Below are 22,405 nucleotides of genomic sequence, written 5' to 3'. Positions count from 1 at the left end.
ATATGACCCCACCGCGGACCATAGCGAACATTCAAACGGTGAACGGGACCATGCGCGTCCCGGGCTCGAAGAGCATCGCGAACCGTGCACTCGTGTGCGCGGCGCTCGCCCAGGGCGATTCGGTGATCCGGAACATCTCGGACAGCACCGACACCACGATGATGCTGAACGGGCTGGACCAGATGGGGGTGCTTGCAAGGGCTGCCGGGCCGGAGGTCCGCGTCAGCGGCACCGGCGGGATGCTCTATGCCCCGAAGTTCCCTGTTCCCGTTGGCAATGCCGGCACAACGCTCCGCTTCATGATCTCGGTCGCTGCGCGCGCGAAAGGCGTGACCACGTTTGAAGGGTCGGAGCGCATGGCCGGCAGGCCCATCACGCCGCTCATCGATGCGCTCGCGGGACTCGGTGTGCGGGTGGATGTCGCGGTCCCGGTGTCGCGGTATACGGTGCATGGTGGCACGATCAAGGGTGGCCGCACCTCGGTGAGCGGGGAGAAGAGTTCGCAGTTCGTGTCATCGCTCCTCCTTGCGGCGCCGGGTCTTGTGAACGGACTGGATCTTGATGTGCCCGGTGTGCTGTCATCCGCCCCGTACGTGACCATGACCCTTCGGGTGATGAAGGCATTCGGCGTTGCAGTGGAGCAGCGCGAAGGTGGCTTCGTGGTCGCACGGGATGCACGCTTTTTCCCCGCCGACTATATAGTAGAGGCCGATGCTTCGGGAGCGACATATCCGTTCGCTGCCGTCGCACTCGCCGGCGGAGCGGTCCGCGTACCGGACCTCGCGCCCGATTCCATGCAAAGCGATGCGGGACTTGTGGACGTCCTCGTGAACATGGGGTGTATCGTCCGGTGGGAAAACGGTGGGGCGATCATGGAACGCCGCGGCACGCTGCACGGCGTCGAGGTGGACATGAATGCGATGCCGGATGCCGTCCCCGCGCTCGTTGCCGCGGCGCTGTTCGCCGACGGGACGACGCGCATCCGGAATGTTGCACACCTGCGCTATAAGGAATCGGACCGGCTCGGGACGCTCGCCGAACAGCTCCGGCTTCTCGGCGCGAACATCACCGTCCTGGATGACGGGCTGGATATCCACCCGGTGCCGCTGCACGGAGCACAACTTGATCCGCACGAGGACCATCGTCTGGCGATGATGTTCGGGCTCATCGGACTCCGTGTGCCCGGCGTGGTGGTGGAAGACCCGATGTGCGTTCGCAAATCCTATCCCCGCTTCTGGGATGAACTTGACAGGCTTTCTCACTCATAGACCGGCAGAATCACGACCATGGCAGGCAACACCTTCGGTAGATATCTCCGCATCATGACATTCGGCGAAAGCCATGGCCCCGCGCTCGGCGTGGTGATGGATGGCGTGCGTCCCGGGCTGAAGTTCAGCGTGGCGGCGATCCAGAAAGAACTGGACCGTCGGCGGCCCGGACAGAGCAAGGTCACGACCCCGCGGAACGAACCGGACCGCGTGGAAGTGCTGAGCGGTGTGTTCGAGGGGAAGACCACCGGTATGCCCGTGTGCATGATCATCCGCAACACCGATCAGCGCCCGGCGGCCTACGAGAAGATCAAGACCATGTTCCGGCCGGGCCATGCGGGATACACGTATCTGGCGAAGTACGGGATCGTGGATTACCGGGGCGGCGGGCGGTCGTCCGGACGCGAGACCGCGGCCCGTGTTGCGGCAGGGGCCTTTGCGAAAGAGTATCTGCAGGAGCAGGGGATCCGCATCCTAGCCCACACGACGGAGATCGGCGGTATCGTGGCTTCCCGGTTCGATCCGGCGGTGATCGAGCAGAACCCCCTCCGATGCGCCGACAGCACTGCCGCGCAGGCGATGGAGGATGCGGTGATGGCGGCCCGCGATGACGGCGACTCGCTCGGCGGGATCGTGGAGATCCGGGTGAACGGGCTGCCGCCCGGACTCGGGGACCCGGTCTTCGACCGGTTGAACGCGGACCTGGCGCACGCGATGATGTCGATCGGCGCGGTGAAGGGAGTGGAATTTGGTAGTGGTTTTGCGGCCGCGCGCATGAAGGGAAGTGAGAACAACGACCCCATGTATATGGAAGCGGCGACGGGGAGGGTGCGGACCCGCACCAACAATGCAGGCGGGACGGCGGGGGGGATCACCAACGGCGAGGAGCTCGTGCTGCGCATCGCCGTCAAGCCGACGTCCTCGATCAGGAAGGAACAGGATACCGTCACGGTGGATGGAGAGCCGGCGCGCATCACCGTGCACGGCCGCCACGATCCGTGCATCTGTCCGCGTGTCGTGCCGGTGGCGGAATCGATGGCCGCACTCACGATCATGGATCATCTCACGCGCCAGCGCCTGCTGCGCGGATCGAAGGGGAAGAAGGCGCAGGGGGAAACAGTGGAACTGATCGACCGGGATATCAACGTGCTCCGGTTGTTGCGCAAGCAACTGTCGGCACCCCTCGGAAAACGCGCGCGCACCAGGTAATAGGAATAGAACGGCGTGATAGAACTCCGCAACGTGGTGAAGAAGTTCGGTTCGTTCGTTGCTGTGGACGACATCTCCCTCAAGATCGGCAAGGGGGAATTCTTCGGGTTCCTCGGCCCGAACGGGGCGGGGAAGACCACGACGATCAAGATGATGACCGGATTGTTCCGCCCGACCTCCGGGGCGTGCATCATCAACGGATTCGATATCCAGGAACATCCGGTGGAAGCGAAGCGGAGTTTCGGGTATGTGCCGGACCAGCCGCACCTGTATGACCGGCTGACGGGGAGGGAGTTCCTCTACTTCATTGGCGGGCTCTACAAATCCCCCGCTGAGGAGGTCGTGGCACGCATCGAACACTACAGCAAACTCTTTGAAATGGAGGGGTTCCTCGACCGGTCCACGGAAGAGTACTCGCAGGGGATGCGCCAACGTGTGGCGCTCGCGGCCGCACTGGTGCATGAACCGCCGGTGCTGATCATCGATGAACCGTTGCTGGGGCTCGACCCGCGGAGTGCCATGCTGGTCAGGACGACCCTGAAGGATCTCACCCGGAAAGGGCTCACGGTGTTCATGTCCACCCATCTCCTTCGTGTCGTTGAAGAGTTGTGCGACCGGTTGGTCATTGTGAAGGGCGGACGCATCATCTACACTGAGGTCCTCAACACCTCGCCGGATACGTCCGGCCGTCTGGAAGAGATCTTCCTGGAGATCACGCGGTGAGCCGATGAACACACTGCTCACGATCCTGAATGCACGTGCGACCATGTTCCTGAAAGGGATCATGGACCGGCGGTGGCATGGGGTCAGCAAGAACCTCGCGACGGGCATCATCTTCGGCGGAGTGGCGATCGGGACGTTTCTGATGGTGCGGATGCTCACGGGATACATGGTGAACCAGGTCGGCGTGGATCCCTTCGCCTTGCACCGGCTTCTGGCCATCGGGCTGTTCACCTTCTTTCTTTCCATCTATACCATCGGTCTGCTGGTCAGTTATGCGTCGCTGTATGCTTCCCGAGAAGTAAGCGTTCTGATGAGCATGCCTGTGTCCCACGGGGTTCTCTTCATGGAGCGCGCCATCGAGAATGTCGTGTCGAGCGCGACCACGATGACCCTGCTCGGGGCGGCGGCGGTCCTGGCATACTGCTCGGTGTTCCAGATCGACACCTGGAAGAGTCTGGCCATTCTGTTCGCTGCGTTCCTGCCGGGTGTGGCGATCGCCGGATTCCTCGCGGTGATGACCATGCCCCCGCTCATCCTCCTTGCGCACCGGATCGGCGTACGCTGGATGCTGTTGTGCGGTGTGCTTCTGCTTGCTGCGGTGACGGTTCTGTTCGCGGATGCCGTCGACCCGCTGGCCGCCGTCCGTGACGCGACACTCCCTGCCTCGCGCGTGACGATCAACGAGCAGGAAGGGATCACGACGCTCGGCTGGCTGCCAAGCAACTGGGTCGCCTGGTTCATCCAGGCGATGGTGCATCAGCGCGTCGTGGAAGTGCTGGCCTATCCGGGGTTGATCCTCGGGCTCCTTGCCTGCGTCGCGGTCTGTACGGATACGGTCGGCCGGCAATGGTACTATCGTTCGTGGCTCATCGTGGTGGAGATGCGCGGCAAACGCCTCCCCTCCACAGGGTGGTTCCCGTTCCCGCCGATGGAGTTCGGACGTTTCTGGGGCTTCCGTCCTCACCTGGAGGCTGTCATCAAGCGCGACTTCTGGGTGTTCTTCAGGGATCCGGTGCAGCGCATCCATCTCCTGGTGATCCTCGCGCTTGCGGTGGGGTCCGCATTCTCTCTGCGCTCCCTGGAGGTGATGGTCTACCGGCCGTCGTCGCAGGTGCTCTCGTTCCTTACCGTCTTCCTGTTCATCGGACTGATCGTCTCGTCGCTGACGCTCCGGTTCGTCTTCCCGTCCGTCAGTCTGGAAGGCACGTCATTCTGGGCGGTGCGAACGGCACCCATTGCCCTGTCGCGCCTGTATTGGCTCAAGTTCATCATCGCGTTCGTTCTCACCCTCATCCCCGCGGAGCTGCTCGTCCTCGCCGTGTTCCCCGCGGTGCTCCGATCCGCGGCGTTGTCCGTGCTCGGTGCCGCCGGCATGGCGGGGGTGGTGGTGGCGATCGTGAGCCTCAATCTGGGGGCGGGCGCGTATTTCGCAACGCTCCGGGAAGACAATCCGATCAAAGTTGCATCGTCGCAGGGTGCGTCGATCACCTTCCTCGGGAGCATCGTTGTCCTGGTGATCGCCACGGTGATCCTCGCAGTCCCTGCGTCGGCGGTGACAGGTGTGCTGAATCCCCATTCACGGACACAGGCCATGACATGGGCCGTGTTCACCCTGTCGGTCGTCGCACTGCTGATCACGGTGCTGTCCCACAGGCTGGGCCTGAACGCACTACGCAAGGACTTCTGACGGGGTGATCGTGAACACCGCGGAATGCAAGGCATTGCTCGATACGGCGAAGAGATATGGTGAAGAGGGGAAACCCCTCCATGCCGGACAGATCTACCGCCGCGTGATGCGGGCGCTCCCCGAGTACGATGAGCCCTACCTCCAGCTGGCAGGACTCGCACTCGCCGGGAAGAATGGTGGGGAGGCGATGCGCCTGCTGCGTGAGGGATCCACACGCTGCGGCGATCCCACACGATGCCGCATGATGCTGGCGGACCTGACCCTCCAGCGCGGGGAATGCAGTGCAGCGGTGGAGAGTCTCGCACCGCTCATCGCCGGGAAGGATCCACAGGTTCATTATCGTCTTGCGATCGCGTTTCTCCGGCTCGGGCGCATGACGGATGCGGAATTGGCGGCGCGGCGGGCGGTGGTGCTGGACGGGCGGCTTGCCGACGCACAGGAGATCCTGGGCGAGGTCCTGCTCGCCACGCAGCGTCCCGGTGAAGCGACCGTCGTACTCCGGCGGGCGGTCAGGATCGATCCATGGAGCGCACGGAGGCACCGCCTGCTCGGACAGGCGTTGCTGCGGGGACGGAACGTATCGGAAGCGCTCGATGCATTCGTGATGGCGGCCGAGCTGGATCCGGAGGATGCTCAGGCGTGGCTGGGATGCGGGGAGGCACATCTGCGGTTGCGGCATCCGGCAGAGGCCGAACTTGCCCTGCGGCACGCGGTCGAACTCGATCCCGGATCGGCGGATGCACACACCGCGCTCGGTGAACTTTTCATGCAAAAGGGAGATATGGAAAACGCGCTTTCAGCTTTCGCCGCGGCGTTGCGCCGCGTCCCGGGGCATCAGCGGGCCCTCGATGGCCGCTTGCACGCCAGGATGCGCTCGGTCCGACTGATGGACCGGCTCGCGATCTTCGTCGTGAGCATGGTCATGATGACGTGCATGGCCGCGGCCCAGCCCGGCGATCCACACCAGGCGGCGTTGCTCTTCGATCGCGGGCTGCGCGAGTATGAGAGTGGCCGGTTCCCCCAGGCTGCCGCGGCATTTGACGGCGCCGTCCGGGCACACCCTTCCGGTGAACGTGTCACCGCCGCGCTCATCATGTGGGGGAAGGCGCTGTACTGGATCGACGAGAACCTTGAGAGTGCACGGGTGATCCGCACCCTGCTTGCGGACCATCCGGAGAGCCGATATGCCGCCGATGCACACTACCTGCTGGGCGGGATCTACCGCCGCATCGGCCGTTCTGAGGATGCGATGGGTGAGGTGCTGCGGGCATGGGAGATGATGCCGCAGCCCGAACCGCCGCGCCTTGCCGAGGATATCATCACGATCGCCGATACCATCGCCTCGTCCTCCCTCTCCCGTGCTGCGCTTCAACGCTTCCTGGCGGGGACCACGAACCGCGAGCGCCGTGCGTTCCTTCGTTTGAAGATCGCCGAGAACGAAGCGGCGGCAGAGAATACTCTGGCTGCACGGTTGGCACTCGACTCGCTCCTCGCTGAGTTCCCCCTTGAGGCATCGCGCCCGCGCGTCCGCGCCCTGCGGAACCGGCTGGCTGAACGCAGCGATGTCCATCTCGGCGTTCTCCTTCCGCTGATGCGCAATGGCGACCCGACCGCCGCGAAGGAGATCGCGCAGGATGTCTATGACGGCATCCGGTTCGCCGTGGACCGCTTCACCGCGGATCCGGACCGGAGGGTCAATGTCACCATCGTGCCGTTCGATACGGAGCGGGATCCGGTCATCGCCGCCCGCGGGGTCAGATCGCTCGCCGCGGACGAAAAGGTCGTCGGGATCATCGGCCCGGTGTTCTCGAGTTCTGCCGTGGGTGCTGCGCGCGCGGCGGAAGAGGCCGGTGTGCCGTTGATCACGCCGACCGCCAATGCGAATGGCATCGCAGGGACGGGGCCGAATGTCTTTCAGGCGAATCCTGATTATGAGATGCGCGGGAAGGCGATGGCGCAGTATGCCATCCGGACACTCGGCTTCAAACGGGTCGCAGTCCTTGCACCATCCGATTCGTATGGCCGGTTCCTGGCCCAGGCCTTTGCCGATGAGGTCAAGAAGCAGGGCGGACAGGTCCTTGCGACGGAGTGGTACGAGCGCAAGGCGTCCGACCTCACGAAACAGCTCCGTGCCATCCGGCGCGCCGGGCTCCATGCGGGGTCCGATCCGCTCATCTCCTTCGGCGGAAAGAAACGCCTTGGGGAGCTGATGAAGCTCGCGGGCCTCGGTGTTCCGGTCAAGAAGCTGGACTCCCTCATGGCGAAAGGTGCGACCGTGAGTGTCTCTTCGCTTGTGGGGCCCGATGCCGTGCCGAAGCTCGATTCGCTCGGGATCAATGTCGTCTACAATGATGTGTATCTGGACAGTCTGGACATACCCGTGACGACGATCGACGGCCTGTATCTGCCGATCGGGACGCCGGAAGAGATCGGCGTCGTCACCTCGCAGATCGTCTATTTCAATCTCCATGCGCAGCTCCTCGGTAGCGGTGAATGGAACGCCCTCGAAGAACTGGATGCGAACCGGCGGTATTGCAGCGGCATCGTGTTCGAGTCGGATTCCTATGCGGACAGCATCCTTGCCGGGCGCGGTGAATGGGCTGCTGGCTACATGGCGGCCATGAAACGGCCACCCACGAAGCACACGCTCTATGGCTACGATGCTGCGGGACTGTTGCTGTCGTTGTTCCGTTCGGGATCGACCACCCGTGCCGCCCTCCGGCGATCGCTGGGGGAGGTGAGCGAATATCAGGGGTTGCATGCGCGCATCGGGTTCTCCGCCGGACGGGTGAATACCTGGCTGCCGATCCTGCAATTCGATGGACGGAACGTGCTCCGCGTGGATGAGATCAAGACGGAGTAGCGCCCCGATCCCGCTCTGGCCGCGCGACGACCGTCCGCGGGAGAAGCTCATCCGGGGTGGAGTGCATACCCTCTCGGATGTCGAGCTGATGGCGCTCATTCTCCGGACCGGGAACGGGGACCGCAGTGCCCTCGACCTCGCCCGCGAGCTGTATGCGCGGGAGCGGTCGCTCCGGCGCATCGGCACACGGACCCCGGGGGAGCTCATGCGCTTGCAGGGGATCGGTCCGGCCAAGGCCGTGGAGATCCTTGCCGCCTTTGAGTTGGGCCGGAGGGCGCAGGCGGAGCAGGATGAACCCCGCCCCATTCTCCGCTCACCCGCCGACGTCGCAAAGCGCATGATCCCGCTGCTCCGGGATCGGAAAAACGAGGTATTCTACGTCCTGATCCTGGATGCAAAGAACGCGCTTTCCATCGATATCGAGCTGTCGGTCGGCACCCTGAACGCCAGTCTGGTCCACCCCCGGGAGGTGTACAAAGCCGCCATCGACAACGGGGCGGCGTCCATTATCGTGGTCCATAACCACCCGAGCGGGAATCCGGAACCGAGCACGGAAGACATCGAGATCACGCGGCAGCTCGCCGAGGCCGGCCGGATCGTAGGTATCCCCCTGCACGACCATGTCATCGTGGCGGGGGAGTTCTATACAAGCCACGCGGAGCGGGGTTTGCTTTAATGGTCTCCCCGAACATGCCCACAAATAATCATTTGACAAACCATCAATTTTTTTGGTATGTTCTCATAACCTGCGTGGCTACGAAAGTATCTCATCTCTTAGTTCAAACTCTCAGGAGGGTTCTCATGTACAGACTCAACAAGAAGGTCACGACCATTGGGGTGACGCTTCTTTTCGCCGGGTCGATGCTTCTGGCCGGTTGCTCCTCTGGTCCCGACGAGGCCCAGCTGAAGCAGCTCCAGTCGCTGAAGGACGAAGTGGCCCAGTTGGAAAAAGAAGTGAAAGCCAAGCAAGCCGAAAAGGCAGACCTTGACCGGGTCATTGCTGAAAAGAACGCAAAACTCAAGAAATGCAACGACGATCAGGCGATCGTGAAGCAGCGGCTCGCAAAGTGACACACATATCGAGGAGCATTAACCAATGAAATTGCACAGTGTTCTCTTCTTTATGCTCGCCGCTTTGCTCGTGTTCTCTGTCGGTCTCGCGACCGCACAGGAAATGACGAAAGAGCAGTGGCAGCAGGAAATCACCAAGTACACCAAGACCCGCGATGATCTGCAGGGACAGCTGAAGACGCTGGGTACCCAGATCACCGAAGGCTCGGCCCTTTCCACGAAATTGGACAAGGACTGCGAAACCTGCATGAACGAACTGTATGCGCTGGTCGGGTCGGATGCCGAGAAGGCCGCCGCCTACCGTGCTGAGGTCGATGCAGCGGAAGCAAAGGCGAACGAACTCATGCGCCTGTCCGATGCGGATCTGTTCGCCCGCAGCGGTGAGGTTGCTGAACTTGAAACCAAGGTGAAGGAACTGTGGGGCAACAAGCTGTCGCTCATCCCCGAGTTCTGGGACCGCCTGACGGCGATCGACACCAAGGTGAAGAGCCTCCAGGACACGCTTGCCAAGCAGGTGAAGGTCTACACGGTCGGTACGTGGTCGAAGGATCGTGACTGCCTCTGGAACATCTCCAAGAAGGCGGACATCTACGACAACGCATGGATGTGGCCGCGCATCTGGCAGGGCAATCGCGACCAGATCAAGGATCCGGACGTGATCAAGCAGGGTATGAAGCTGACCATCCCGAAGGGCACGGAAATGTCCGCCGAAGAGAAGACCGCGGCGCGCAAGTACTATTCGCGCAAGGCAGCCGCAGCCGCCGCCGCAGCAGCAGCGATGGCTCCGGCAGCAACGCCGGCCCCGGCAGCACACCGGCCCAGACGCCTCCCCCGGCTCCGGCCAAGTAAGAATCAATGACGTTGACGTTGTCACGAACCCCCTTTCCTGTGCACGCACAGGGGAGGGGGTTCCTCTGTTCAGAGAGGGCTGATGCGCGGCATGACTGAAAAGAAGATACGGATCGAGGGGACCGATGCACTGAGCCTCCTCGGCCTCCAGGACGCAAACCTCGAACTCATCGAACGGAGGTTCGATGCGACCGTCGTGGTCCGCGGCGATCTGATCACGCTCAAAGGGTCCCAGGAGGAAGTGGACCAGCTCGAGCGTATCTTCAAAGAACTCCTCTTCCTCCTCCGCAAGAACGGCACGCTGTCATTGAACGACGTCGAGACCGTCCTCGATCTGGTGGTCGCCAACGGCGAACCCGCCGTGCCCGGGACAGTGGCCTCAACGCTTTCCGGTGACGATATGGACAGCGTGATCCTCTTCGCGCGGAACCATATCATCCGCGCCAAGACGCAAGGGCAACGCGACTATCTGCGCCAGATCCGCACCAACGACATCGTCTTTGCCGTCGGCCCCGCCGGCACCGGTAAGACCTACCTCGCGGTGGCTTTTGCCGTCGCCAGCCTGAAGAACAACGAGATCACGAAGATCGTCCTCACACGCCCCGCCGTGGAAGCAGGCGAGAGCCTCGGGTTCCTGCCCGGCGACCTGAAAGAGAAGATCGATCCGTACCTCCGTCCGCTCTACGATGCGCTCGACGATATGATTCCCGCCGAGAAACTCCGGGCCTATCTCGAGAAGCACGTCATCGAGATCGCACCGCTGGCGTATATGCGTGGTCGGACACTGAACAATGCATTCGTGATCCTCGATGAAGCGCAGAATGCATCCGCGATGCAGATGAAGATGTTTCTCACGCGCCTCGGGCCGAATTCGCGTGCCATCGTGACGGGCGACGTGACCCAGATCGACCTGCCGACGAAGCAGAGCTCCGGCCTGGTCCAGATCCAGGAGGTGTTGCGGGGGGTGGAGGGGATCTCGTTCGTCTACTTCGACCGCAACGATGTCGTCCGCCACCGGCTGGTGAAGGATATCATCGATGCGTATGAGAAGTTCCAGAATGGAGGGGAAGGGAAATAAGTCACTTCGGTGACTTCTTCCCGGACTTCCCCTTCGTGGTCTTCCGTCTGCTCTTCGCCTTCGCCTCTTCCCACAGCGCATCCATTTCCTTGAGCGTGCTGTCGTGCGCCGTCTTGCCGCGTTTGGCGAGCTGCGCCTCGATGTAGTGGAACCGCTTCGTGAACTTCCCGATGGTCCCACGGAGGGCGTGTTCGGGGTTGATCTTCAGGAACCGTGCGTAGTTCACGAGCGCAAAGAGCAGGTCACCGAACTCCTCTTCCTTTTCCGGATGCCGGCCGCCACGGAGCGCCTCGCGCACTTCCTCCAGCTCTTCCCTGACCTTCTTCCAGACCTGATCCTCATTTTCCCAGTCGAAGCCGACCTTCGCGGCACGCTGCTGTACCCGGAGTGCCCGGAGCAGGGCGGGCATGGACGGGGGGACGCCCTCAAGCACCGAGGTGCGCCCCTCCTTCATCTTGATCCGCTCCCAGTTCTGCTTCACCTGATCGGCAGTTCCCGCCTTCACTGTCCCGAAGACATGCGGATGCCGGCGGATGAGCTTCTCCGTTTCCTGCCTGAGCACATCCCGGAACGTGAATTCCCCGGCCTGCTCGGCGATCGTCGCCTGCAGGACCACATGCAGCAACACATCGCCCAACTCCTTGCTGAGTTCGGTCATGTCGCTCCTGTCCAACGCCTCTACCACTTCGTACGTCTCTTCAATAAGGCTGTGCCGGAGCGACCGGTGCGTCTGCTTGCGGTCCCAGGGACAGTCGCGACGCAGCCGGCGGATGACGCGGATGAATGCTTCAATGTCCTTGTGCGGGATCGGGGGATAGGAGCGTGCCATGAGTGGGCCGGTGCGTTGGTGGATGGAGGAGCGATAGGAATGTTCCAACCTAGCCAAAACGACTCTGACTTGCAAACGTTCCGGCTTCTTGCTATCCTTCTGACACATTCTTCCATTCCGTTCCGGAACGTCCGTCATGCGCACGATCATCATCGGATTCCTGGCCGCGGTCGCCATCGTCCTCGCACTGTGGTACTTTCTGCATCCACAGCACGCGACCCTCGTCCTGACCAACGGCGTGGTCCACACCGTCGATGACAGCATGCATACGGTCGAAGCGATCGCGATCGAAGGGGACCGCATCGTCGGACTCGGGACAACGAAGGAGATCATGAACGGATTCACTGCCGACGAGGTGATCGACCTCGGGGGCAAAGCGGTCTATCCGGGCTTTACCGATGCGCATGCCCATCTGGAAGGCCTGGGTATCGCCATGATGACACTCGACGTGAGCACCGATACTGCCATCGCCGACATCCGCGAAAGAGTGCTGGCCGAGGCCCGGCGCACCGGCGGCAAGGGGTGGGTCCGCGGGCGTGGGTGGGACCAGAACCGCTGGGCAGGGAAGCAGTTCCCGACCAGCAGCGACCTGGGCGCCGGCGAACTGACCGCGCCGGTCTTTCTGGTCCGCATCGATGGCCACGCTGCCTGGGTGAATGCACGCGTGCTCGATCTGGCCGGCATCACCGCGGCCACGCCCGATCCCCCCGGAGGGAAGATCCTCCGCAACCGCGATGGCACACCGACGGGCGTGCTGCTGGATAATGCGATCGACCTCGTCCGTCGCATCATCCCCCCGCCAACCCGTGAGGAGCGGATGCATGCGGTGCGCCTCGCCGTTGACGAGTGCGCCCGCGTTGGACTCACCGGCGTGCATGATATGGGCGTCGATGCAGAACTGATCGGCATTTATCAGGAACTCGAACGCGAAGGGAGACTGCCGTTCAGGATCTACGCCGCCGTGGATGGCCCCGGTGCGTTCATGGACAGCATGCTTGTGCGGGGGCCGATCATCGGCGATGCGAGTGCGCGACTTACCGTGCGGGCGGTGAAGCTCTACGCCGACGGTGCCCTCGGCTCCCGCGGGGCCGCTCTGATCGAACCGTATACCGATGATCCCGGCAACCGCGGCATCACCATGCAATCCTCGTCCGTGCTGGAAGCATTGGTGCAGTCGGCCGTGAAAGCAGGGTTCCAGGTATGTACGCACGCGATCGGCGACAGGGCCAATGCACAGGTCCTCGATGCCTATGAACGCGCGATCAACGATGCCGGGCCGGGAAAGGACCTTCGTCTCCGCATTGAACATGCGCAGGTGCTGGCACCCGTTGACATTCCGCGCTTTGCGCGCCTCGGTGTGATCCCCTCCATGCAGCCGACCCATTGCACCTCCGATATGCCATGGGCGGGCGAACGGCTCGGCCCGGTGCGCGCGCAGCTTGCCTACGCCTGGCGTGCGCTGCGTGATGCAGGCAGCATTATCCCGGCCGGATCGGATTTCCCTGTGGAACGGCCTTCACCGTTGCTCGGGTTCGCCTCCGCCGTGAGCCGCCAGGATGCCGGAGGGGTTCCCGCCGGTGGGTGGAATCCGGGGCAATGCATGTCCCGCCCCGAGGCGCTGAAAGCGTTCACGCGGTGGGCCGCATACGCTGCATTCCGGGAGGATGCCTACGGAAGCATCGAGGCAGGGAAGATCGCCGACCTCACCGTGTTGGGCAGGGACATCATGACAATGCCCGTGGATTCGATCCGTTCGGTTCCGGTCAGTATGACCGTGGTTGGTGGGACGATCGTATCGCCGGTACCCGGCGTCTCCATCGGCGCCCGATGAACCGTTGACGTTCGTTTCTCCTTTCATCGGGAAATTCCTTACATTGGGTGCGACAATCCGAAAGGGTACAGGCAGCATCCATGCCATCTGTAGAACAGAAGATCGAGCAGCACAATATCAAGTACAATATCGCTGAAGGAGGTGTCTATATATCCTCCAGCGCCTTCGTGTCACCCCAGACGGTTGTCCCCGCCCTCCTTGCGCGCCTCGGCGGCACCAATATCGAGATCGGCATGGTCAGTGTCCTGACCTATGTGGGGTTGTATATTCCTCAACTCTTTGCCGCCCGGTACGTCGAGGCCCTCCCGTGGAAGAAACCGTGGTCCATTTCGTTCGGCACCGCCCAGCGGTTCGTGGTGCTGCTGATGGGATTGCTGGTGCTCTTCTTCGGTGGCTCAGGCTCTCCCTGGATACTCGCGATCTTCCTGTTCCTGTTCTTCATGAACTCGGTGATCGCCGGCATTACCACGCCCGGCTGGTTCGATATGTTCGCGAAGCTGACATCGCCGAAGAAGCGGGGGAGGCTGGTCGGCATCAGGAACTCTCTCGGTGGGCTTGGAGCATTCATCGGCGGATTCGTGCTGACGTGGCTCCTTGCCACATTCGCATTTCCCGTGAACTATGCGGTCGGCTTCTTCATCGCCTTCGTATTGCAGATGGCGTCCATCGTGATCCAGGCGCGCTTCATCGAAAAGGACCCGAGCCCCGTCGGAGAGGTCCGGAAACTTTCCTCCTATCTGAATGAACTGCCGGCTCTCCTGCGTCAGAACAAGCAATTCACGAAGTTCCTCATCGCGTCCGCTTTCCTCATCATTGCCATGGTCCCGTCGGGGTTCTTCACGGTCTATGTCCTGCGCGATTTTCACGCCGGTGAGTCGATCGTCGGCCAGTATACGCTTGCCATGGTGGCTATCCAGGTCGTGAGCGCCGTGGCGATCGGATTCATCACCGATCGCTGGGGGAACAAGATCTCCTTGCTGATCACCTCCGCGTCAATGTTGCTTGCCAGCTCCTGGGCGATGGTGGCCCCGTCGCCGGGGTGGTTCACACTGGTCTATGTCTTCTTCGGAATCACGCTCGGTGCCGAGATGATGGTGCGCTTCAATATGGCGATCGAGTATTGCCCGCCGCAACTCCGCTCCATGTTCATCGGCCTCATGAACACGATCCTCGCACCATTTTATCTGGCGGGCCTCGCCGGAGGATTCCTCAGCGATCTCGTGGGGTACAAAGGCGTCTTCCTTTTCGGCATCGTGGCATCCCTCATCGGCATCTACATCCTTGCGCGTTACGTCCCGGATCCCCGGAAGGCCGCGGCATGACGGAAGTCCGCGCCGCACCTGATCCACCCGTTCCGGCCCGTTGGACGGTCCTTTCGCTCATCGAATGGGCGTCGGCCTACCTCGCGGCGCGCGCCTTCGATGAGACCCGGTTGCATGTCGAACTCATGCTGGGCCATGTGCTTTCGCTCAAACGCATCCAATTGTACCTGCAATTCGACCGCCCGCTCACCCCGGCGGAACTTGCGGCGTTCAAAGCACTGTTCAAGCGCCGGTTGGATCACGAACCGCTCCAGTACATTCTCGGCGAGACCGACTTCATGGGTGTGACCCTGGGTGTTGCCCCGGGCGTGCTCATCCCGCGTCCCGAGACGGAACTGCTCGTGGAGACCGCACTGAAGCACGTGACGTCCACGGGGAAGGAGACGATGCATGTGCTCGATGTGGGCACGGGCTCCGGTTGCATCGCGATCGGGCTCGCACACCAGTTCCCCGCATTGACGGTGCTGGGGATCGATGCCAGCGAGGGCGCGCTTGCGATCGCGCGGAAGAACCATGCGGTACCCGGAGCTCAAAGTCACCTTCGAGTGTCATGATATCCGCGTTGCGGCGTGGCCTCCCGGGGCGTTCGATCTGGTCCTGTCGAACCCTCCGTACATCGCACCCGCGGAGTACGAAACACTGGAACCGGAAGTGCGCGATCATGAGCCGCGCGCAGCACTCACCGACGAACAGGACGGCCTTGCATTCTATCGGATACTCGTGGCGCTCGCCCCGCGCATCCTGCGGGAGGGAGGTCTGCTGATGTGTGAGATCGGCCATGGCCAGTCCGATGCGGTCGCCTCTCTTGCCCATGCCCACGGACTCACGGTGCGGGAGATCATCCCCGATCTGGCAGGCGTCCCGCGTGTCATGGTCTGCGCCCCAACCACACATGCCATGGAAGGGTGATCATCATGCGCGTCGTGCTGCAACGGGTGAGTGAGGGAGCGGTGACCGTTGAGGGGAACGAGGTCGCACGGATCGGGCACGGCTATGTGATCCTGCTGGGAGTGAAGACGGGTGACACACCGGACGACGTGGTGTATCTCGCTGACAAGTGCGCGAATCTCAGGATCTTCGAAGATGCGCAGGGGAAGATGAACCTGGGCATCAGGGACACCGGAGGGGAAGCGATCGTGGTCTCCCAGTTCACCCTCTATGCGGATGCACGGAAGGGGAACCGGCCGGCATTCTCGCTCGCGGCGCCGGGGCCTGTGGCCGAACCCCTGTACCAGCAGTTCGTCGCCCGTTTGCGTGCAGCGCTCGGCGAACAGACCGTGTGCACCGGGGTCTTTGGCGCAATGATGAAAGTGCACATCGTAAATGACGGGCCCGTGACGGTACTACTGGAGAGCCCCTCTGTCCCCGGGGAGCGTGCGGAACCGTGACCCGCGTGCTCATGCTCTTCCTGGACGGGGTCGGCATCGGACGGAAGAATCCCCGCGTGAATCCGGTGGTGGCGGCCACCCTGCCGCATCTCCGGGAACTTCTGGGTGGAGAGATCCCGGCGCGGGGCCGGCGTGCGTGGAACACCGGGCGTGCGACCGTGCTGCCCGTGGACGCGACGCTTGGCGTTGCCGGACTCCCGCAAAGCGGTACGGGACAGACGGCACTGTTCACGGGCGTGAATGCCGCGCGGCTGGTCGGGAAGCACTTCGGGCCGTATCCCTATTCCACGCTCCGGCCCGTGATCGAGGCCCACAGTATCTTCACGCGCCTCGTGCACGCCGGACGGACAGCATGCTTCGCGAATGCCTATCCACAGAAATTCTTCGACTATATCGAGCGGCGCCGGACTCGCATGACGGTGACGAATTACTCGTGCCTGACAGCCGGGATACCGCTGAGGCGCGTGGAACATCTGGAGGAGGGGACGGCCGTCTCCGCTGATATCACCGGGGCCGCGTGGCCCGGTTTGGGCCATCCCGGCGTCCGGCCCATAACACCCGCGGAGGCCGGCGGACGTCTCGCCCGGCTCAGCTCGGTGTACGATTTTGTCCTCTTTGAATACTGGAAGACGGACCACGAGGGCCATGAACAGAGCATGGAAGGTGCCGTGCGCGCCCTCGAGATGATCGATGGACTTCTCGGCGGGATACTGGCGTCACTCGACCTCTCAACGACGCTCCTCGTCATCACCAGCGACCATGGAAACATGGAAGAGCTGTCAACACGATCCCATACGCTGAATCCCGTTCCACTGATCCTTGCCGGAAAGGCCCATGCTGCGGTCGCAGAGCGGGTCCAACATTTCGGCGGATCGGCGCCCGACCTCACCCATATCCTCCCCGCGTTGATGGAGGTGATGTGTGCAGACCCCGCGGCGCCGTACTCACCATAGCTGGCCTGCACTCTACGCGGCCATCCTCCTGACCGCCGGTATCGTTCCGGCGTACCGCTGGCTTGCGCTCCCGGCACTCACATGCACGGCGCCCCTGGTCCTCCTCGGCGTCCTGCTTCTGCTTCCTGCCTTCACTCTCCTGCGTGGTTCGCCGCAACCGCGCGTCCTCTCCCCTGATCATGGTCGCCGGAACGCTCGCAACCGGTGTGCTTCTCGGTTGGGAATCGAGCCCCGGATCCGGAACGGTTCCGCCTTCCGTGACAGGTGCTCCGGTGACGGTGGCTGGCGATGTGGTTGACCAGCCGGTGCGTGTCGGGAACAGGATCCGGTTCCGCTTGCGCACCGCGGCGATCGCCGCCGACTCGGCATCCCTCCGGGTGCAATGGCTGGTAGGCGTGTCGCTGGCTGTCGACGACCCGCCCGTAGGTGGGCACGTGCCTTCTTTCGGGGAGAGCATTCTGCTCCACGGCACGTTGCAGATCCCGCGCGGTCCACGGAACCCCGGCGAGTTTGACGAGGCTGGTTACTACCACGCCAACGGGATGGAGGCGATGCTCGTGGTGCGGAAGGCCGCCCGGTGCAGGATGCTCGGCCGGCCTGCCGCCTGGAGCTGGACGGGCCGCGTTGTCATCCCTGTCCGTGAGGCACTGCGCTCCCATATCAACTCCACGATCGGCGGTGAAGCAGGGGAGTTCCTGAAGGGGTTGATGATAGGGGACAAGGGCGGGCTGTCTCCGGCGACAAGAGAAGCGTTCATGGTCGCGGGCGTGGCACATGTCCTCGCGGTCTCCGGTTCGAACGTCGCCGTCGTTGCGGCTGCGCTCATGGCACTCCTTTCACTTCTGCGCGTGCCACGGGCGTTGTTCCCCATCCCCGTCGCGGCCGGACTCATCCTGTACATGCTCGTCTCCGGATCGCAGCCGTCGGTCGTACGCGCAACGATCATGGCTCTCATCCTGCTCACCGCATCATGGCGTGGATGGCGGGGCAACGGACTCAATGCCGTTGGCCTCGCAGCTCTCGCGATGTACGCCATGGATGCGCGCCAGCTGTTCGACGCCGGCTTCTCCCTGTCGTTCGGTGCCGTGATGTCGATCCTCCTGCTCTATCCGGGGCTGGATGCGTTGATCGGGCGATGGAAGGCGCATGGAGTGGTCGCGCGCGGGATCCAGAACGCCCTGCGGCTCGCCGCGGTCTCGGGCGTCTCCGCGATCGGAACGTTGCCGTTGACGGCCGTCCAATTCGGACGGGTTTCGGTCGTCGGCCTTGCCGCCAATGTGCCGGTGGTTCCCGTCACGGGCTGGTCTGTAGTCCTCGGCCTCTGCTCTGCGGGGGCCGGAGTCATCAGTCCGTGGGCGGGGGAGTCGCTCGCCGAGGTGAATGCCCTGTTCCTCCGCGCAACGCTCCGGTTCGTGAGTTGGTGCGCTTCGATGCCCGGGGGGGCGCTCGGCATGTACTGGTTCTCGCCGGTCTACGCGGTACCGCTGATGGGCGGGCTCGGGATAGTCTTTCACCTTCGCGACCCCGACGAGCGAAGGCGCTGGATGATCGGCACGCTGGCGTCCGTTGTCGCTCTCGCGTGGCTCCCCGACGCCGATACGACGCGCGGACTCTTACGGGTCTCGTTCATCGATGTGGGCCAGGGCGACGCGGCACTGGTTGAGCATCCTGACGGTGGTGCGATGCTGATCGATACCGGCCCGGTTCCGCCCGACGTCCGGAGTGGTGTCGTCCCCTTCCTGTTGCGCCGGGGGATCGGTGAACTCGATGCGGTCGTCGTCACCCATGGACACGACGATCACGCCGGCGGCCTCAGGGCGGTCTGTTCCACATTCAGCGTTCATCGGATCATTGCCGGCACCGCCTGCACACCGGGAGACACGATCCGCTGGAAGCCCGACTGCCGGGTGCAGATCTTGTCGGGGCAGATCACCGCCGACACGGCACTGCTCCGGCGGATGAATGCCAACCGGAACTCCATCGTCCTGCGCATCGTGTATGGCCGCACGGCATTCCTCTTCGCCGGGGATGCGGAACAGGCCGAGGAGGAAAGGATGGTGCAAGCATACGGCGAGGCTCTCCGTGCGTCCGTCCTCAAGGTCGGCCATCATGGCAGCGCAGCCGGGACTTCCGATCCGTGGCTCCAGACAGTCGCTCCACCGGTGGTGGTCATTTCGGTCGGCAGGATGAACAGGTTCGGCCATCCGGCACCGTCAACCCTGCACCGTCTGTCATCGCGAGGCATCGAGATCCGGCGGACCGATAGGGAAGGTGCCGTGCTGATGGTGAGCGACGGCGATACCGTGCAGATCGTTGAATGGCGCTAAGAACGGTTTGCATTTCCCCGACGTGATGGTTATCATTGGGCACTCTGCTTGCCGGAGAAAAACCTATGACCGTGACGAAAGCCCAGATCAAGCACCTGCGGGACCTCCACCGCAGGAAGGAACGCGATGAAGCGGGGACATTCCTCGTTGAGGGCGTACGCCTCGTCCGCGAGGCCCTCGCTTCGAGTTCGCCGATGGAGGGGTTCTACTACACCGAAGCCGCTGCCACCGATCCTTCCGTGAGCGAGCTCGTCGCGCTCGCCGGAAAACGGACCCCCCATGTTCATCGGCTCAGCGAACGGGACATGGAAGTGGTGTCTGATACCACGACGGCACAGGGCGTCCTGGCCGAGTTCCGGCAGCATCATCTGTCGGTCGATGCCGTCCTCCGCGAGGGTGATGGAGAGTCGGTGCTTGTCGCGCTGGACGGCGTTGCCGATCCCGGAAATCTTGGTTCGATCATCCGCAGTGCCGACTGGTTCGGCGTGCAGGGTGTGCTCGTGGGACATCAGAGCGTCGACCTGTACAATCCGAAGGTCGTACGCAGCACCATGGGCAGCATCTTCCACCTGCCCGTGGTACCTGATGTGGACCTTCTTGCAGTGCTCTCGCGTGCCAGGGAGATGGGGTACACGGTCTATGGGGCGGATGCAGCCGGTGAGATGCACTTCGACAGGATGTCCTTTGCGCGGAAATCAGTGCTGGTGCTTGGCAACGAAGCCTGGGGACTTTCGGATGCCGTTAAAGAATTGACGGATATCCGTGTCGCCATCCGCCGGTATGGCGCAGCGGAATCGCTGAACGTGGGGGTTGCATGCGGCATCCTGCTCTCCGGGCTTCATCGGCTCATGGAATGAGAACGAACGACCACCACATGGACGTTGCCCTCCCCGATGGATTCCGTGTTGGCCACTGGACCGACGTCAAGGCGCAGACCGGGTGCACCGTCGTGCTGTGCCCGGACAGGACGGTGGGCGCATGTGATATCCGGGGGAACTCTCCCGGGAGCCGTGAATTGCCGCTCCTCGACAGCATACGCACGATGTCGGAGATCCATGCGCTGCTCCTGACGGGCGGGAGTGCCTACGGACTCGCGGCCGCGGATGGTGTGATGCGCTACCTTGAAGAGCGGGGCATTGGCTACGTCACTCCCTGGGCACGCGTGCCGATCGTCCCCGCGGCGGTGATCTACGACCTCAACGTCGGCTCCCCGACGATCCGTCCGACCGCCGATTCGGGCTATGCTGCCTGTGGGAATGCGGTGGGCACCGTTGCCGGGGGCCCTGTCGGTGCGGGGACGGGGGCGATGATCGGCAAGTGGCAGGGCCTTGAACGCGCGATGCACGGTGGCCTGGGTGTTGCGGCGCAGCGTGTTGGTGACGTGCAGGTCGTCGCGATCGCGGTGGTGAATGCGGTGGGCGACATCTATGCCGCTGATGGTACCATTCTCGCCGGTGCGCGTGGCACGGCTGAACGCTGGGCTGCCACAGAATTCGCCGGGCGTCTGCACTTGCCGCTTGATCCATCTCCGGTGAATACCACTCTTGTCGCACTTCTCACCGACGCAATGATGTCCAAGGTGGATGCTCACCGAATGGCCATCCGTGGACACGACGGCATGGCGCGCGCGGTGAAGCCGGTGCACACGTCGCACGATGGCGATGTGGTGTTCACACTTGCTTCCGGTACCAGCGAAGGGCCCTTCGACATCATCGCAGAGGCCGGCGCCGAACTGACCGCGATGGCCATCCGGAACGCCGTGCGCGCACCCGCATGACAGAGCCAACACGACAATCCCGCGCACAGATCACCCTCGCGCGGGCACTCTCCAAATTCGGCTTCGCCTCCCGGTCAAAGGCCGCGGTGATCATCCGTGAAGGACGTGTGCAGGTGGATGGCCGCGTGGTGCGCGATCCGGACCGCTGGTTGGACCCCCGCACAGCCCGTATCGAGGTCGACGGCGCACGCCTCTTTGCGAAGGAGTTCCGGTATCTCGCCATGCACAAGCCTTCCGGTTACGTCACGACACATGCCGATGAACGCGGGAGAGAAACGGTGTATGCATTGCTCCCGCCCGGGTTGCCGTGGATGTTCCCCGTGGGCCGGCTGGACAAAGACTCCTCCGGGCTTCTGCTCTTCACGAACGACGTGCGATGGGGAGAGATGATCAGTAGTCCGGACCATCACATTCCGAAGACCTACAAGGTCACCGTGGACCGCCCGTTGGACGATCGGGATCTCGATGTGATGCGGAACGGGATGACGCTGGACGATGGGACCGTGCTCCTGCCGGTGGGTGTCCGGCGCGGGCCACAGGGTGGATCTTCCGTGGCACTCACGCTCACCGAAGGGAAGAACCGTCAGGTCCGGCGCATGATGGAGCATTTCCGGTATGAGGTGGAGACCCTGGTCCGTACCGCAATAGGGCCTATCACCCTGAAGGGATTGGCGGTGGGCGAGGTCAGGCCGGTCACCTCCGACGAACGGCGTCTCGTTGGCGAGTTCAAGATGAAGGAGAAGAAATGACAGCGGTTGTGTGTCGCAGCATCGAAGTGGTGGTGTTCCGTATCAACCAGGACCGCGTGGAGTACCTGGTGCTCAAGCGTTCCATGGAGGAACGGGCACATCCCGGCATGTGGCAGATCATCACCGGAATGCTGGAAGAGGGGGAAAACGCAGTGGCTGCGGGCCTCCGCGAGGTCCAGGAAGAGGCCGGATTGGCTCCCCTCAAGCTGTGGAACGTTCCTCTGGTGAATTCGTTCTACAATGCAACGACGGACACCGTGCATATGTGCCCTGTCTTTGCCATCCAGGCCGATCCGGGGGCGGTTGTCGCTCTTTCTGAAGAGCATATGGACTTCGGATGGTATCCCTACACCGTTGCCCGGGAGCGATTGGTGTGGCCTGCCCACCGCGAGTCCCTGGAGATCGTGGAGGGATATATCGTCCGGGGGAGCGAAGCTGCCGATCGGCTTGAGCTTCCTGTTCCTTGATAGTCTGAGGTCGA

The 22,405-nt window shown here is 62.9% G+C and carries 21 protein-coding genes; 20 read left to right on the top strand and 1 reads right to left on the bottom strand.

All coding sequences use genetic code 11. The annotated features are described in order from the left end of the window. Positions 1-2: 2 nt before the first annotated feature. The 9 genes from aroA to IPI01_08845 all read left to right on the top strand — a co-directional run bounded on the left by aroA (position 3) and on the right by IPI01_08845 (position 10,748). Positions 3-1,268 (top strand): 3-phosphoshikimate 1-carboxyvinyltransferase, encoded by a 1,266-nt coding sequence (gene aroA / locus IPI01_08885; GenBank protein ID MBK7257900.1) that lies wholly within the window; start codon positions 3-5, stop codon positions 1,266-1,268. Between the two features lie 18 nt (positions 1,269-1,286). Then, positions 1,287-2,477: a chorismate synthase gene (aroC, locus tag IPI01_08880; GenBank protein ID MBK7257899.1), complete on the top strand. Its 1,191-nt coding sequence runs from the start codon at positions 1,287-1,289 to the stop codon at positions 2,475-2,477. 15 nt (positions 2,478-2,492) lie between these two features. Then, a complete protein-coding gene (locus tag IPI01_08875) occupies positions 2,493-3,200 on the top strand; it encodes an ABC transporter ATP-binding protein (protein MBK7257898.1) in 708 nt (235 codons plus the stop codon). A gap of 4 nt (positions 3,201-3,204) precedes the next feature. Beyond that, positions 3,205-4,887: a hypothetical protein gene (locus IPI01_08870; protein MBK7257897.1), complete on the top strand. Its 1,683-nt coding sequence runs from the start codon at positions 3,205-3,207 to the stop codon at positions 4,885-4,887. 4 nt (positions 4,888-4,891) lie between these two features. Beyond that, on the top strand, positions 4,892-7,750 hold the full coding sequence (locus IPI01_08865; protein MBK7257896.1) for a penicillin-binding protein activator: 2,859 nt from the start codon (positions 4,892-4,894) through the stop codon (positions 7,748-7,750). Beyond that, positions 7,731-8,426, top strand: coding sequence for a DNA repair protein RadC (gene radC, locus IPI01_08860; protein MBK7257895.1), 696 nt, complete (start codon positions 7,731-7,733; stop codon positions 8,424-8,426). The genes IPI01_08865 and radC overlap by 20 nt, the downstream gene beginning before the upstream one ends. A gap of 125 nt (positions 8,427-8,551) precedes the next feature. After that, positions 8,552-8,821 carry a hypothetical protein gene (locus IPI01_08855; protein ID MBK7257894.1) on the top strand — a complete coding sequence of 90 codons (270 nt, stop codon included), beginning with the start codon at positions 8,552-8,554 and terminating at the stop codon, positions 8,819-8,821. 25 nt (positions 8,822-8,846) lie between these two features. Then, a complete protein-coding gene (locus IPI01_08850) occupies positions 8,847-9,680 on the top strand; it encodes a hypothetical protein (protein ID MBK7257893.1) in 834 nt (277 codons plus the stop codon). An 81-nt stretch (positions 9,681-9,761) separates the two neighbouring features. Beyond that, positions 9,762-10,748, top strand: a complete 987-nt coding sequence (locus tag IPI01_08845; protein ID MBK7257892.1) for a PhoH family protein — start codon at positions 9,762-9,764, stop codon at positions 10,746-10,748. Between the two features lies 1 nt (position 10,749). On the opposite strand, the gene mazG is transcribed toward IPI01_08845, so the two are convergent. Then, positions 10,750-11,577, bottom strand: coding sequence for a nucleoside triphosphate pyrophosphohydrolase (gene mazG, locus IPI01_08840; protein MBK7257891.1), 828 nt, complete (start codon positions 11,575-11,577; stop codon positions 10,750-10,752). Between the two features lie 136 nt (positions 11,578-11,713). Here mazG and IPI01_08835 point away from each other — a divergent pair, with 136 nt between their 5' ends. The 11 genes from IPI01_08835 to IPI01_08785 all read left to right on the top strand — a co-directional run bounded on the left by IPI01_08835 (position 11,714) and on the right by IPI01_08785 (position 22,391). Beyond that, positions 11,714-13,408: an amidohydrolase gene (locus IPI01_08835; GenBank protein ID MBK7257890.1), complete on the top strand. Its 1,695-nt coding sequence runs from the start codon at positions 11,714-11,716 to the stop codon at positions 13,406-13,408. A gap of 80 nt (positions 13,409-13,488) precedes the next feature. Beyond that, positions 13,489-14,730, top strand: coding sequence for an MFS transporter (locus IPI01_08830; GenBank protein ID MBK7257889.1), 1,242 nt, complete (start codon positions 13,489-13,491; stop codon positions 14,728-14,730). Next, complete coding sequence (locus IPI01_08825) at positions 14,727-15,284, top strand: peptide chain release factor N(5)-glutamine methyltransferase (GenBank protein MBK7257888.1); 558 nt, start codon at positions 14,727-14,729, stop codon at positions 15,282-15,284. The genes IPI01_08830 and IPI01_08825 overlap by 4 nt, the downstream gene beginning before the upstream one ends. Further along, positions 15,244-15,639 carry a hypothetical protein gene (locus IPI01_08820; protein ID MBK7257887.1) on the top strand — a complete coding sequence of 132 codons (396 nt, stop codon included), beginning with the start codon at positions 15,244-15,246 and terminating at the stop codon, positions 15,637-15,639. Before IPI01_08825 ends, IPI01_08820 begins: the two co-directional genes overlap by 41 nt. Positions 15,640-15,644: 5 nt before the next feature. Then, positions 15,645-16,118: a D-tyrosyl-tRNA(Tyr) deacylase gene (locus IPI01_08815; protein ID MBK7257886.1), complete on the top strand. Its 474-nt coding sequence runs from the start codon at positions 15,645-15,647 to the stop codon at positions 16,116-16,118. Next, positions 16,115-17,071, top strand: coding sequence for an alkaline phosphatase family protein (locus IPI01_08810; GenBank protein MBK7257885.1), 957 nt, complete (start codon positions 16,115-16,117; stop codon positions 17,069-17,071). The genes IPI01_08815 and IPI01_08810 overlap by 4 nt, the downstream gene beginning before the upstream one ends. A 257-nt stretch (positions 17,072-17,328) precedes the next feature. Next, positions 17,329-19,398, top strand: coding sequence for a DNA internalization-related competence protein ComEC/Rec2 (locus tag IPI01_08805; protein ID MBK7257884.1), 2,070 nt, complete (start codon positions 17,329-17,331; stop codon positions 19,396-19,398). Between the two features lie 65 nt (positions 19,399-19,463). Then, on the top strand, positions 19,464-20,255 hold the full coding sequence (locus tag IPI01_08800; GenBank protein MBK7257883.1) for an RNA methyltransferase: 792 nt from the start codon (positions 19,464-19,466) through the stop codon (positions 20,253-20,255). Further along, on the top strand, positions 20,252-21,175 hold the full coding sequence (locus IPI01_08795) for a P1 family peptidase (GenBank protein MBK7257882.1): 924 nt from the start codon (positions 20,252-20,254) through the stop codon (positions 21,173-21,175). Before IPI01_08800 ends, IPI01_08795 begins: the two co-directional genes overlap by 4 nt. Continuing rightward, positions 21,172-21,924, top strand: a complete 753-nt coding sequence (locus tag IPI01_08790; protein ID MBK7257881.1) for an rRNA pseudouridine synthase — start codon at positions 21,172-21,174, stop codon at positions 21,922-21,924. The genes IPI01_08795 and IPI01_08790 overlap by 4 nt, the downstream gene beginning before the upstream one ends. Further along, positions 21,921-22,391, top strand: a complete 471-nt coding sequence (locus IPI01_08785) for an NUDIX domain-containing protein (protein MBK7257880.1) — start codon at positions 21,921-21,923, stop codon at positions 22,389-22,391. The genes IPI01_08790 and IPI01_08785 overlap by 4 nt, the downstream gene beginning before the upstream one ends. Positions 22,392-22,405: the final 14 nt, after the last annotated feature.

This window comes from Ignavibacteriota bacterium, from assembly GCA_016707525.1.
Taxonomy (GTDB): Bacteria; Bacteroidota; Ignavibacteria; order UBA10030; family UBA6906; genus JAGDMK01.
The sequence above is the reverse complement of the archived record's forward strand: the minus strand, read 5'-3'. Positions and strand labels throughout refer to the sequence as shown.

Excerpts from the sequence above, each read along its gene's own strand:
- IPI01_08790 (MBK7257881.1), top strand. The coding sequence starts at position 21,172 with ATGACAGAGCCAACACGACAATCCCGCGCACAGATCACCCTCGCGCGG.
- aroA (MBK7257900.1), top strand. The coding sequence starts at position 3 with ATGACCCCACCGCGGACCATAGCGAACATTCAAACGGTGAACGGGACC.
- IPI01_08850 (MBK7257893.1), top strand. The coding sequence starts at position 8,847 with ATGAAATTGCACAGTGTTCTCTTCTTTATGCTCGCCGCTTTGCTCGTG.
- mazG (MBK7257891.1), bottom strand. The coding sequence starts at position 11,577 with ATGGCACGCTCCTATCCCCCGATCCCGCACAAGGACATTGAAGCATTC.
- IPI01_08845 (MBK7257892.1), top strand. The coding sequence starts at position 9,762 with ATGACTGAAAAGAAGATACGGATCGAGGGGACCGATGCACTGAGCCTC.
- IPI01_08870 (MBK7257897.1), top strand. The coding sequence starts at position 3,205 with ATGAACACACTGCTCACGATCCTGAATGCACGTGCGACCATGTTCCTG.
- IPI01_08820 (MBK7257887.1), top strand. The coding sequence starts at position 15,244 with ATGCGGTACCCGGAGCTCAAAGTCACCTTCGAGTGTCATGATATCCGC.
- aroC (MBK7257899.1), top strand. The coding sequence starts at position 1,287 with ATGGCAGGCAACACCTTCGGTAGATATCTCCGCATCATGACATTCGGC.
- IPI01_08815 (MBK7257886.1), top strand. The coding sequence starts at position 15,645 with ATGCGCGTCGTGCTGCAACGGGTGAGTGAGGGAGCGGTGACCGTTGAG.
- IPI01_08795 (MBK7257882.1), top strand. The coding sequence starts at position 20,252 with ATGAGAACGAACGACCACCACATGGACGTTGCCCTCCCCGATGGATTC.
- IPI01_08835 (MBK7257890.1), top strand. The coding sequence starts at position 11,714 with ATGCGCACGATCATCATCGGATTCCTGGCCGCGGTCGCCATCGTCCTC.
- radC (MBK7257895.1), top strand. The coding sequence starts at position 7,731 with ATGAGATCAAGACGGAGTAGCGCCCCGATCCCGCTCTGGCCGCGCGAC.
- IPI01_08825 (MBK7257888.1), top strand. The coding sequence starts at position 14,727 with ATGACGGAAGTCCGCGCCGCACCTGATCCACCCGTTCCGGCCCGTTGG.
- IPI01_08830 (MBK7257889.1), top strand. The coding sequence starts at position 13,489 with ATGCCATCTGTAGAACAGAAGATCGAGCAGCACAATATCAAGTACAAT.
- IPI01_08855 (MBK7257894.1), top strand. The coding sequence starts at position 8,552 with ATGTACAGACTCAACAAGAAGGTCACGACCATTGGGGTGACGCTTCTT.
- IPI01_08800 (MBK7257883.1), top strand. The coding sequence starts at position 19,464 with ATGACCGTGACGAAAGCCCAGATCAAGCACCTGCGGGACCTCCACCGC.
- IPI01_08785 (MBK7257880.1), top strand. The coding sequence starts at position 21,921 with ATGACAGCGGTTGTGTGTCGCAGCATCGAAGTGGTGGTGTTCCGTATC.